The sequence below is a fragment of the Desulfosarcina alkanivorans genome (assembly GCF_009688945.1).
Classification (GTDB): domain Bacteria; phylum Desulfobacterota; class Desulfobacteria; order Desulfobacterales; family Desulfosarcinaceae; genus Desulfosarcina; species Desulfosarcina alkanivorans.
On record NZ_AP021874.1, the window covers coordinates 5,977,260 to 5,990,325 of the forward strand.

The window sequence follows — 13,066 nt, forward strand, 5'->3', positions numbered from 1 at the left end:
TCCGAATCAGACAATCGCCGACAGTGATACAACCAGAACCAGAATCTCTCGCTGCAGTGGAAACTGGAATGAACGAACTGCTCCGCAAACCGTTGCGATACGGGTTTTCCATCCTGATCGCTGCCGCACTGGTTTTTTTCGGTTTTCAGTTATACCGCCACCAGCAAGCCTATGGTGTGGCGTCTCCTGTCAGCAGATCCTCTTCCTTCGCCCCTTCCGGGTCGTCCATCAAGGGGTTTCGATTCAGCGCCAATCGCGATGGCCGTCCCAGCCTTGCCATCCGTGCCGATCGATTCGAGCTGAAGAAAAAAAAAGTGGGCATGCTGCGATTCGGGCTGCTGAACGAAGCCCTGTTCCGCAACGCCCGGATCGATCTTTACGGCTACCAGACCGCATCCGTTGATTCACGCTCCGGTCAAACGCAATCAGCACAACAGAAAGACTCACCCTTTCCGTTGAACGGGGCCTTCTCGTTCACGGAAACCCTCGATGCCGAATCGTTAACCGCCATTCCCATGAAAAAAGTGTCTGCCCTCCGTTTCACCCCGATCGCCCTGCGGCTGCATGTCGACGGCCGGTTGAAAGTCGCGGTCACGGCGGACAGGGCCTCGGTCAAACCGCAAACCAGGGAGCTTGCCTTCAAGGGCAATGTCCGCTGGACCTGCGGTCCGGTAACGCTTAGCGCGGACCACCTGCTGGCCTCACTGGAAGAGAATGTGCTTCGGGTGCCCCGGAGCTACCATATGGACAACCATGGCACGGTCACTTCGGGCCGGGGCCTGCGATGCGACCTGATGCTCAACGATATCGCCGACGCCACCGCCCTTGCCGCCAAACCGGAAACCAGCCCGCCAACCCCGCAATCCAACACCAGCGCGAAGGAGGTTCATTCCCATGCAGAACGCCGTTAGTCGAACCCTGATTGTTGTTTTTGGTCTCCTGCTTCTTCTCGGTCCCCCCCAGTTGGCTTTGGCCAACGAGGCCTCCGAACTCCTGGTGACCCAGGGCAGGGGGCAGTTGTTCAACAGCGGCGACATGACCGTTTCCGGCATCCTGCAGTCCCGGGACACCTTTGCCCTTGCGGTCGCCGCAGACGGCGAAGATCAGGAAGCCCAGGCCTTTTACGGGTTCACCCACGCCCTGGCCTTTATGTTCGAAGACGGCACCACCGCAGGGATCGACAATCTGGGCGAGTTGCTGGAGGCCTTCGGCGTTACGCGCACGGCCAACGACGGGATCGACCTGGATCTCTTCAACGACCTGCCCCTGCATGACAATGACTACGACCCGCCGCAGACCCTGCCGGACGGGGCGGACGTGCGGGCTTTTGTACAGGGCCCCCTGCTGACCCGGCTCGACGAGGTGCTCACCGCCCTCGACTCCGTCCGGGTCGGGTTCAGCGCCTCCGTCTCGGCGGCGGAAACCGGAGATGAGCCGCTGGCCATCGACGATGCGGACATCCAGGTGGTTCGCTCCTGGGTCCATGCCGCCCGCACTTTCGCACTGATCATCAGCGCCTTTGACCTGTCGTGCGACCTGAACGACATCGTTCAGCTGCTCAACGCCGATATGCTTCAGTTTCAGCGCGACCTGCTGGACCGCTATCCGACCCTGCTGCAGCTTCGCCCGGAAGATGGTGCCGGGGCAGAGAACCTCACCGACGCCGAGCAGGCGCTTCGAAGCGCGATCGACAACTACCACGGGGCCCACGATTTTATCGTCGAGCGCATCGAAACTGATGGCGACTGGCGGGCCGACCACCTGTTTTACTTCGACAGCCTTGCCGAGGCCAATGCCTCCGCCTTCTACGTTTTCCAGCTGGAGGAAATCCGGACGTCGCTGGACGAGGGGCGTGCGGCCCGCCTGGAATCGTCGGAGCAAAACTGGCTGCTGACCGAGGTCCTGGAAGGGGGGGGCAGCGGCCAGTCGATCTCCATGGACCTGGAAATGGACGCGGAAAGCAACGTTGCCTACGGCGAATGGCACGGCCCCTCGGACCACAGTTTTATCTGGGATCACGGCCAGGTCCAGGATGTCGATATCGATGGCACAACGGTCACCATCCTGCTCAGCGTCGGCGACGATGGCTCCTGCGGAGACGTGACCTTTACGGGGACGATCGGCGAAGACGGGGCCTCCATCATTGATGGAACCTACTCCGGCAGCATCTGCTCCGAGCCGGTCGAGGGCGATTTCACCGGCACCCTGGTGGAGGAGGACACCCTGACCGACGTGGTCGATGCCACCCGGATTTTCGGCACCGGTTCGGCCACCCCCCTGGATATCCGTGCCGTGCTGCCCGACTTCAATGCCTTCAACGAGCCGGTCATCGGCACGTTTCCCGGCAATCCGATCCTCAACGGCATTTTGCCCACCGAACCCCAGATCATCAGCAACGACGATGCCACCCGCCAGTTCGAGTTGATGCCCGGCGGCCCGTTCGACATCCCCACGGCCGCCATCGCCATTGACGGGAGTTTCAGCGACTGGCCGGAAACGGCAAAGGTTTTCGACGACATCAGCCAGGATGATCCGGAAAAAAACTACGATGGAAACGAGGACCTGAAGTCCTTCTGGATGGCCCAGGATGACACCTACTACTATTTTCGCACGGTTTATTACGACGGCGCGGCATCCTCGGGCGCATCGCCCTATATCTTTTTCGCCGCCAACGAACATCCCCAGAGAGATTACTGGAACAGCCAGCCGCCCACCTGCCACGTCTACCCGAATCCCGACGGCGGTGGGGCGATCTATGCAGGGAAATATAGCTTCAACGACTACTACGGCGCCGAGAATATCGAGGTTGGCACCGACGGCGCGGATGCCTGCGTCGAGTGGCGGGTTCCCAAAACGGATTTCGGGGACCTGAGCGGTCGTTTCATCGAACTGCAAACCGGCTATGACGATTACAACCGCACTTTTGTGCAGTTCCCGGGCTACTCTGTCACGGGTACGGTGGACCTCGACGGCTACAACGGGGGTAAGATTATTCTTTATCTCTACAACGGAGAGGATCCCGATTACAGCATGCTGATCGGCAGTGCTGTCATCGATGGGCCGGGAGCATTCAGTATCGACGGCATGGCCAACATGGAGTACTCGACCTGCTATCTGTACGCCCTCTGGGACCGGGACGGCAACGGAATTGTCAGCTACGACGACATGTTCGGCGTTACCGAGTTTTTGATCAACGATGATGTGGTTGTATCGGGTCCAGATCTTTCGGTCGACCAGACCATCGATTTCAGCGTTGAAGGCGGTGTCTGGAACGTACACCAGCCTGACGGCTCATTTGCGACCTACCTGGATGTCTACGTCAACAATTTTGACCACGGCATTCTTCCGGAGGATATCGACAATATCGAGATCGAAGGTCCCGGCGGCGTTGTCGCCACCCTGGACCATCCGGATATGGAAATCATTCTCTATGAAAACAACGAGTGCGAATTTTTCCTCTCCATCCCCGGGCAGCCGGAGCCGGGAGAATATACCTTTACGGTGACCAGCGGCAGTGCCGTCCGGGTGAGCACCGACTTCCAGTACGTGATCCAGACCATCCCGGCACCCGATACGGCTGCCTTTTCACCTGCCGAGGGTGCCGTGGTGGCCGGCAAGACGCCCATTTTCACATGGGAACCGGTAGACATGCCCGGCGTGCCCCTGTACTACCGTTTCGAAGTGGTGGATGACACCACCGGACAGCGCGTGTGGGCCAGCGACCGCAGCATGGGGATGACGGACATCACCTTGTGGGAAGGCCTGCTGGCGCCGGGCGGCAGCTATCGCTGGCGCGTGCGGGTGACCGACAGCGGCAACTGGTTGGCGGTGCAGAACCGGGCCAACAGTGCCTGGGTGCATTTTACCGTGCCCACGGAACTGGACGCCCACGACGCCCTGCCGGCCATTCATCCCAACGAATGGAACGGCCTGTCCTGGATCGGCGGGGATGCCTTTGCCTGCTCGGTGAAGGTGGTCGACCTGGACGGGGTTGCCGTTAACGGTTCCTCTCACACATTGATGGTTACTCCTCCCGAAGGGAACACCTTCCCTGACGGCACCGATGTAAAATACGCGAGCTTCGACGGCGCCGCCGGACCGACCGCCTGTTACTTCTGGCTGCACGTGGGTGGCGGCATCCCGGTTTCGGGTGAATACACTTTCACGGTGACCGATCCCGAGGACCACTCGGTCAGCTTCGTCGAGCAGGTGGATGTCAATCCGCTGGACGGGCCGGACGAAGCCTCGCTGACGCCCAGCAACATCGACCATTTCATCACTGCTGTTTTTGACGATGTTTATGTGAACGGCCAACCTTACGAAGACTTCGATCTGACCGATATCTCCCAGCTGGATTCCTCCCGGTGGAAGGGGGTCAGCGAAGCTGCGATCGTCGACAATAAGCTGATGATCAGCCTTGAGGAGTTTGTCGGACGCGCCCACGGCGGGATCAGCTTTGCCGACATCGAACCGATCACCTCGGTGGCGGCGGACGTCACCGTCATCGACATAAGCGACAACCGCGCAAAAGCCCGGATCGCCGGCGCCTTCTTTAATGACGGCAGCAACGCCGACTTCTGGTTTTCGATTTCCAACGACGGCACACGTGTTTACTACAGCGTTTCCAAACAATGGTTCAACGGTCAGGGTAACTATCAGTGGGAAGATGTCCAGAGTGGCGACCTTGTGGCAGCCGCCCTGAACGATGTGGTCACGGTGGGGGTCTCCTGGAATGAAGGCGCCAAGACGCTGTCCTTCAGCGCCACCAACCAGACCCAGGGCCTGACCCACTCGGAAGATTACGTTCACGTCGGGCCTGTATATCCGCCCATCAATAAAGAGTTGAATCTTCAGGCCCGCATCAACCTGACCACGAACACAACACCGACCTTTACCTGGGATCCGGTGGCCAACGCCAGTCGCTACCGGGTGCGCATCTTCACCTACGACAACAGCCAGACGGTCTGGAAGGGCTACACCGGCACTGAAACCAGCGTTACCGTACCGCCGGGCGTGCTGGAGCCCGATTCTTACTACCGCTACCGGGTGGAAGCCTGGGATAAGCCCAGCCCGCTGGGCATTGACAACTTCGGCCGCACCCCGATCTCCAGCAGTGATTACTACCGTTTCTACACCAACAGCGAAGTTCCTGAAACGCCGTATATCGATCTGGATGGCGGCGGGGTGCAAACCGTGCAATCCGACGAGCCCGGGGTCATTCCGACCTTCTGGGTCCGGGTGAACGACCGCCAGGGCGTGCCCGGGAATATCGCCTCGGTGAAGGTGCGGTTCCCAATCACCGGGCACGAGGAGTTTTTATATCTGGATCATACCGACGGGCCCTACCGGGGCTATTATCATACCGTTTCGGAACAGCCGCTCGAAGCCGGCACCTACACCTTTACCGTGACCGACGAAGAGGGCCATACGGCCACCGTTAGCGACGATCTGGTCATCAGCCCCATTGGCTACCCGCTGGCCGACAGCCTGACGGCCACCGTGGGGCCCGATGATATCCAGGTCAGCTGGGGTGCCGTCGACGGTGCCGGCTTTTACCGCCTCGAGATCTACAACGAAGCCTACCAGCGAATCCACCGTTTTGCCGTGGATGCCGCAGACGGCCCATCCTTTGCCATTCCGCGCGGCCTGCTCGAAGATGGCCGCTTGTACCGTTACCGGATCAAAACCTATCGCGAATTTTACAGCGACATCACAGGAGACGACACGGAAGGCAATAACGACAACAGTTCACAGATCCCCTGGCGGAGCAGCCAGTATCCGACGTTCATGCTCTCTCCGATCACCGGAGGTGCGGGTACCCCTGATATCGATATGGATAACCAGGGGGTGTACGTCTCCCACGCCTACGATCCGGTGCTGGGACAGGACGCCTATGTTCTGGCCTTTCTGGTCAAGGTCACCGACGCCGACGGCGTGCCGGGCAACATCGACCGGGTGTATGCGACCCTGCCGGATGACAGGCAGGTCGATCTGACCTTCGATGAAAGCCTGAGCGATACCCAAGGCTATTACTACGCCGACCTGCGTTTCACCGACATTGACGAAATCGTGCTCCTGGAAGGCGATTACACCTTTACGGTGGCGGACCGCGACAATCCCCCTGTGACCTCGAGCCCCGATAGCCTGAGCGGGGTGGCCGCCAATATGCTGGCCACGCCGGCCAACCTGTCGCCGGCGGCGGATGCCCTGCTGGACAGCACCACACCGACCCTATCCTGGGATGCGGTTGCCGGTGCCGACTATTACCGCGTAAGGATCTTTACCAGCTGGCACAGCACCCTTTACAGGAGCGACTATCTTGCCTCAACGGCCACCAGCTGGGAGGTGCCTTACGGGGTGCTGGCGCCGCACACCACATATGCCTACCGGGTTTACGCCTATCGCGGCAACTATCCGGCCGAAGACCTGGATTTCAGTGCCTTTAACCTCCTGTACTACAGCTGGCATCCTCATTTTACCGTATCGGGGGATCCGGACAGCGACGCTGACGGCCTTTCGGACACTCTGGAGGCGTCCATGTGCACGCAGCCCGATGACGCCGACAGCGACGATGACGGTATCCTGGATGGGATCGAGTACGCCGGCGAAACCAACCCCTGCAACGCGGACAGCGACGACGACGGCATCCAGGACGGCACCGAGAGCGGCCTGACCGACGCTGACATCGGGCCGGACACCGACCCGGGTGTTTTTGTTGCCGACGCCGATCCGTATACGGTCACCGATCCCACCCTGGCGGACTCCGACGGGGACGGCACGGATGACGGTGATGAGGATACCAACCACAACGGCCGGGTCGATGCGGGTGAAAGCGATCCCAACGAGATAGAGGAACTCGCGAAACCGTTGCCGTTCATACCGTTGCTGCTGCTGGGGGATTGATACGAAACGAAAATCGACACGGACCGGCCCTTTTGTTCGGGGTGGTCCGGTCCGATATCACGGCATTTTAATCCGTCGGGTAAACAGGTGTGGCTGGGGCATGCCGGACTTGATCCGGCATCCGGAAAATACCGGAGAGCGCCAACGCTTCCCTGCGTGCCCTGTCTTCGCCGGGATGACGGGCGGTTGCGTATTCAATCCACTGAGCAATGCTGGAGGGATATCTGTTTGAAACGCTTTTGATTTGGAGGAAACCATGAAAAAGTGTTTTTTGACCGGTGTTCTTGTATGGCTGTCATTTTTTCTTATTTCCCCAATCCATGCCGCCACCTGCGATCTGACCGGCACCTGGAACTATACCCTGTCCGACTGCTGGGCCTATGGCGGTATTAACTGCAATCCCGGGCCGGAAGCATCGGGAACCTGCATCATCTCTCAGGCCGGCGACGACTTCGCTTTCGCCTTTACGTCCGGCGCTGTCTGCGATCCTCCGGAAAGCTGTACTTTTTCCGGAACGGCAATCGATAATGTGTATACGTGCGCTACCACGGATATTGTTGACGATGAAAACGGATCGGTGACCAGCACGATCGTGTTTACCGCCGCATCGGCGACATCCGCTGACGGCACGGGAACTTCCCGGTACACCCATCCAAGCGGCCTCTGGGAATGCAACTGGGGCAATACCATTTCATTGACCAAAGCCAGTGACTATGTGCCGGTCATCACCTGTACCCTCACGGTGGATCAGACCGGCGATGGCAGCGTCACCCTCGATCCGGCCGGCGGTGTTTATGATTTCGGCACGATCGTGACCCTTACGCCGGATCCGGATGCGGGATGGGCGTTCGATTCCTGGTCGGGAGATGCTCAAGGGTCGCAAAATCCGTATGACATCGTCATGGATGAAGATAAGACCGTAACGGCCATTTTTACCCGAACGGGAGGGACGTCGTCCGGCGCCTTGCATTTGCTTCTCGACGATTGAAAACCCTTGCCTTCCATTGGGGACGGATTGCGGTTCTATGAGGATCGACAAGGGAGGGCTTATGATGTCTCGTTCATTTCCACGTTTTTTTCTCGTTTTGCTTCTGGTTGTTTTTGTCTCCACCATTACTGGAACGGCCGTGGCCGGTCGCGCGGCCCTGCCCCGAACCGGCCAGACCCAGTGCTACGGCAGTAATGGATCGCTCGTGGCCTGCACCGGTTCCGCGCAGGATGGCGAGCTGCAGGCCGGGCAGGAGTGGCCGGCGCCCCGCTTTGTGGAAAATCCGGACGGCACCCTGACCGACAAGCTGACCGGTCTGACCTGGCTGAAGGATGCCAACTGCCTGGGGACCCATTACCAGGCAGACTACGGCAACCATGACACCGTGACCTGGGAGCAGGCCCTGGGATTCGTGGCCGGCGTCAACAGCGGCATGTATAGCCTCTGCGGCGCGGGCCATACGGACTGGCGTCTGCCCAATGTGCTGGAACTGGAAAGCCTCTGGCAGGACGGGGCCGCCAATGCGGGCTGGCTGGAAAGCCAGGGGTTCGCGAACGTGGGCGGCGGGTACTGGTCCTCCACCACCAGCAGCCTTTACCCGGATGGGTGCAACGCCATCTTCGTGGACCTGGAATTCGGGCAAATCGCCAACGTCGATAAATCAAGCTACGGCACTGTTCTCCTCGTGCGCGGCGGTCAACTCGACGGCACGCCCGACAAGAATTTCCCAGCCAACGTGTGGCGCACCGGTCAGACCGCGAGTTGGCATGCGGGCGACGATGGCGCCATTCGTGCGGGGGTGGCTTGGCCGACCCCACGGTTTACGGACAACGGCGATGGAAGCGTGACCGACAACCTGAGCGGCCTTGTCTGGTTCAAGGATGCCAATTGTATCGCGAACCATTATCCGGAGGTCGATGCGGATGGCCTGGTGGATTGGTCCTCCGGTCTGGCTTTCGTGGCGGGCATCAATGACGGCACCTATGGGCAATGCGGCGCCGGAAAGACCGACTGGCGGCTCCCCAACCGCAAGGAGATGCTCAGCCTGATCGACTTTTCCCACTACAACCCGGCCCTTCCCAGCGGTCATCCCTTCCTGAATGTGGGCCTGGCGTCGCCGGCGGAATACTGGACCGCCACCACCAAGCTGCTCAGCACCGACAAGGCCTGGGAAACCTGGATCCGGGCAGGTGACACCGGTGCAAGCGACAAGGAGGCGAGTACGCGCTATGTCTGGCCGGTTCGCGGGGAAAGCCGTGTCACGCCGCAGCCCACGAACCTGGCGCCCGGTTATCTTCTGTTGCTGGATGACTGATGCCGCCCCGGCGCCGTTATCTCATAACCGATATGGACGCTACCGTTTTAGATGACGTAGCAGCCGCACAATCGCTGCCTATTTCGGACGATGAAACCCATCCATGCCATCCTGACACCGATGTCATTCATACGGTTGCTGCTGCAGGAGGATTAACGCTCAGCCCCTTTGCTTCAACACGGGGTTGGGCATTTCTGGTTGTGGCCTTCCCTTGACCTCACAGGTTGAACTGCAATAGCATGAAGCGATCTTCCCCATTGAAAGATAAATTCCGGGAGGGTCATTTGGGAAGGACCCGTAAAACGCATTCCAACATGCTTCAAGGAGGCTGGGGGGCCATGGCTACAATCAGGAGACCCATAGCAATAACGGTAATGGCACTGGTGCTGGCATTCTATTCCGGCATGCCGGTTTCGGGTGCGGCCAGAAAAAACATGGAACCCGGTGCCAGGCGGTACCCGGTGGCCATGCTCCAGACGGTTGACGTTCTGGAATTGGCCGGTGTCGACCAGAAATCCGTGGCCCGGGAGGATGCCGCCCGCGGGCTGGACAAGGGGCCCTACCGGGTGGGGATCGCCAACCCGGTGGATGTCGTTCCCGGTGCGCCGGCCGGGGTTGAGCCGCCTGCCGTGTCCGGGCAGGTCCGGGGCACCTGGGAGCTCGTCGAACCCGGCGTTTTCATGTGGCGCCTGCGGGTGGTGTCGCCGGATGCCAGGTGGCTCAGCTTCGGGTTCAGCGCGTTCCACCTGCCGCCGGGCGCCACCCTGTTCGTCTACTCACCGGATTACGAGTGGGTGGCCGGCCCCTATTCGGCCAGGGACAATGACGCCCACGGTCAGTTCTGGACCCCCATGATCCGGGGTGACGAGGCGGTCCTGGAACTGACGATCAAGGCATCGGCATTGGATCGGCTGCGCCTCTCCCTCGGTTCGGTCACCCACGGATACCGGGGTTTTTCCGATGCCGCTGACGACCCGCTGGCCAAATCCGGCGCCTGCAACGTGGATGTCGCCTGCGCGGAGGGCGACGACTGGCGCGACCAGATCCGCAGCGTGGGGCTCTACACCTATTCCGACGGCGGCGGCAGTTACGTGTGCACCGGCAGCCTGGTCAACACCACCGCCGCGGATGACACCCCTTACTTTCTGACGGCCAACCATTGCCTGAGAACCGGCACGGTGGCGGCCTCCACGGTGTTTTACTGGGAATACGAGAGCGCGACCTGCCGGACGCCGGGCAGCATTGACAGCGGCACGCCCCTGCCCAGGCCCGCCGCCGCCCAGAGCGGCGCCCTGCTGCGGGCCACCTGGGCGGATTCGGATTTCACCCTGCTCGAACTGGACGACCCGCCCGAGGACAATTTCGACGTCTACTGGTCGGGCTGGGACCGCACCGGCGCGGATCCGGCATCGGCCGCCTGCATCCACCACCCGGCCGGCGATGAAAAACGCATTTCTCACGAGAACGACCCCCTGACCACAACGGATTACGGGGGGGAGAAGGAGGCCGTCGACGGCACCCACCTGAGGGTGGCCGACTGGGACAGCGGCACCACCGAGCAAGGCTCCTCGGGGTCGGGGCTGTGGGATGGGAACTTCCGGATCGTGGGCCAGCTGCACGGCGGGGACGCCGCCTGCGGCAACGACCTGGCCGACTGGTTCGGAAAGTTCTCCGTGTCGTGGTCCGGGGGCGGGGCCTCCGCCAGCCGCCTCAGTGACTGGCTGGATCCGCTCGACACCGGCGCCACGGCCATCGACGGCAACGAGGGCGACGGGCCGCCAGCGCCCAGCCGGACCACCTACCGGACCCGCGTCGTGTCCATGGCCTTCGAGGACATCAGCGCCACCGGCACGGCCCTGGGCCTGGGTGACGACGACCATGCCATGGTCACCGATCCCTTCAGCTTTCCCTTTTACGATGACGTCCATACGACCATTGCCATCGGGTCCAACGGCAGCCTCTACTTCCAGGACGCCACCCAGGACTACCAGAACGCGGCCATTCCCGGCCCGGATGCATCAGGCGTGGACCAGTTTCTTGCCGTGTACTGGGATGACCTCGACCCGTCCGCCGGCGGCGAGGTTTACTACCGGATCACGGGTGCCGGCCCCGACCGCCGGCTGATCGTCCAGTGGGACGACGTGCCCCATCACAATTCCGATGCCGGCGGCACCTTTCAGGCCATCGTCTACGAGGCCAGCGGGGATATGGTGGTTCAGTACCTGGACACGGACTTCGGCGATGCCGGGCTCGACAGCGGTGCCAGCGCCACGGCGGGCGTGCAGGACAGCACCGGCAAGGGGGTCCAGTACAGCTTCAACCAGGCCGTGCTCACCGACGGTTTGGCCGTGCGCTACACCCGCACCGACAGTGTTTCGATCACTCCTGCGGTCAACCTGCTGCTGCTGGACCCGTAAATAGTCTTCTCCGCCCACGGCTGACCCGGCCTTCCCGGCCGCTTCCACGAAGCACGGATGCCTCCCTCCGTTTTCTGATTCCATCCATTGATAATGTCGCCCTAAAAATCGAACCTGGTTTTCGTCACGCGAGGACAGTGAGGCCGGGATTGATCGACGCTCAAAGTGCTGGCTGGTCCTTTACCGTTAACGGCCTACAAGTCGGTGAAATCCAGATAGATATAGAGGCTTGGGACGATGAGGGCAACAGCAGTGGAATCATAAGCCGTATCATTACACGGAGTCCGGAATCATCGGAGGAAGGCCTCAGAATGCACCTGAAATTTGACGGCGACGCCAGCGATTCAAGTGAAAATGGCATCCATGGCGTGGTTCACGGAGCGACGTTAACCGATGATCGTTTAGGAAATCGTGACAGTGCCTATGCTTTTGATGGCGACTGGGATTATATTGAGGCTGGTACAGTTTCCGATTTTAACTGCATACATAACGGTGCAGATTTCACCATAAGTGTCTGGGTCAAACATGATACCACGGATGGATCTTCCGGAATACTGGGAAATACAATTGGCGGAGATAGAAGAGGCTTCTTATTAGGTGTAAACGGAAGAAACGTGAGTTTTTCAGTTGGGAGAACGACGCCTTATCCAGTGATGGGGAAAAATTGGGAAAATGTTTTTGCAGAAGGCCTGAATTGGAATCATATTGCAATAAAATACAATAGTATAGTTGGCCAGTATAACGTGTATGTGAATGGGGATAATGTAAATGAGCCAGTTTCACCTATAAATCCACACCAAGATGGAGATGCGTTTTACACGCTGAAAATCGGCACATCCAAAATAGTCCCTTCCTATGGTTGGGCGACTGCAGATATCGATGATTTGCAGGTTTACAGCCGAGCCCTGTCTGATGCAGAAATACAGGAAATATACCAACCCTCAACTGACTCTGATAACGACGGTTTGCCAGATGTTTACGAGCAAAGCATCTGTACCAATCCCCTCGATGCCGACACCGACAACGACGGCATTCTCGACGGTATGGGAGATGAGGACCAGGACGGAGTACTCGGCCTGGCCGATGATGAAACCCACCCCTGCTTTGCGGACACCGACAACGACGGTATCCTGGACGGGACCAAGTCCGGCCTGACCGCCGATGACATCGGGCCGGACACCGACCCCGTGGTTTTCATTCCCGATGCCAACCCGACCACCACAACCAATCCGCTATTAACGGATACGGACGGCGACGGCATTCCCGATGGGGATGAGGATTTCAACCACAACGGTCTTGTCGATGAGGGAGAAGGCGATCCCAACAAAAAACAAGCGGTCGCACTTCCGTTCATTCCACTGCTGCTGTTTGGCGATTGACCCGATGATTTAAAAAAGGGGAGGCCACGCATATTCCTCCAACCCGGAAATGCCTGGCCACCCC

6 protein-coding genes are annotated in these 13,066 nt (G+C 59.8%); all 6 read left to right on the forward strand.

The window, feature by feature from the left end:
* The first annotated feature begins 68 nt into the window (after positions 1-68).
* The 6 genes from DSCA_RS25980 (at position 69) to DSCA_RS26005 (ending at position 13,002) form a co-directional block, all read left to right on the forward strand.
* Entirely contained in the window at positions 69-911 is an 843-nt protein-coding gene (locus DSCA_RS25980; protein WP_155319219.1) for a hypothetical protein, read from the forward strand.
* A complete protein-coding gene (locus tag DSCA_RS25985; RefSeq protein WP_155319220.1) occupies positions 895-6,903 on the forward strand; it encodes a phage tail protein in 6,009 nt (2,002 codons plus the stop codon). The genes DSCA_RS25980 and DSCA_RS25985 overlap by 17 nt, the downstream gene beginning before the upstream one ends.
* Positions 6,904-7,159: 256 nt before the next feature.
* Complete coding sequence (locus DSCA_RS25990) at positions 7,160-7,891, forward strand: InlB B-repeat-containing protein (RefSeq protein WP_155319221.1); 732 nt, start codon at positions 7,160-7,162, stop codon at positions 7,889-7,891.
* A gap of 61 nt (positions 7,892-7,952) precedes the next feature.
* Positions 7,953-9,206: an Lcl C-terminal domain-containing protein gene (locus DSCA_RS25995; RefSeq protein ID WP_167527958.1), complete on the forward strand. Its 1,254-nt coding sequence runs from the start codon at positions 7,953-7,955 to the stop codon at positions 9,204-9,206.
* Positions 9,207-9,544: 338 nt separating this feature from the next.
* Complete coding sequence (locus DSCA_RS26000) at positions 9,545-11,623, forward strand: trypsin-like serine peptidase (protein WP_155319223.1); 2,079 nt, start codon at positions 9,545-9,547, stop codon at positions 11,621-11,623.
* Positions 11,624-11,934: 311 nt separating this feature from the next.
* Entirely contained in the window at positions 11,935-13,002 is a 1,068-nt protein-coding gene (locus DSCA_RS26005) for a LamG domain-containing protein (protein WP_155319224.1), read from the forward strand.
* The last annotated feature ends 64 nt before the right edge of the window (positions 13,003-13,066 follow it).

Coding starts and splice junctions, on each gene's coding strand:
- DSCA_RS25980 (WP_155319219.1), top strand. CDS start 69: ATGAACGAACTGCTCCGCAAACCGTTGCGATACGGGTTTTCCATCCTG.
- DSCA_RS25985 (WP_155319220.1), top strand. CDS start 895: ATGCAGAACGCCGTTAGTCGAACCCTGATTGTTGTTTTTGGTCTCCTG.
- DSCA_RS25990 (WP_155319221.1), top strand. CDS start 7,160: ATGAAAAAGTGTTTTTTGACCGGTGTTCTTGTATGGCTGTCATTTTTT.
- DSCA_RS25995 (WP_167527958.1), top strand. CDS start 7,953: ATGATGTCTCGTTCATTTCCACGTTTTTTTCTCGTTTTGCTTCTGGTT.
- DSCA_RS26000 (WP_155319223.1), top strand. CDS start 9,545: ATGGCTACAATCAGGAGACCCATAGCAATAACGGTAATGGCACTGGTG.
- DSCA_RS26005 (WP_155319224.1), top strand. CDS start 11,935: ATGCACCTGAAATTTGACGGCGACGCCAGCGATTCAAGTGAAAATGGC.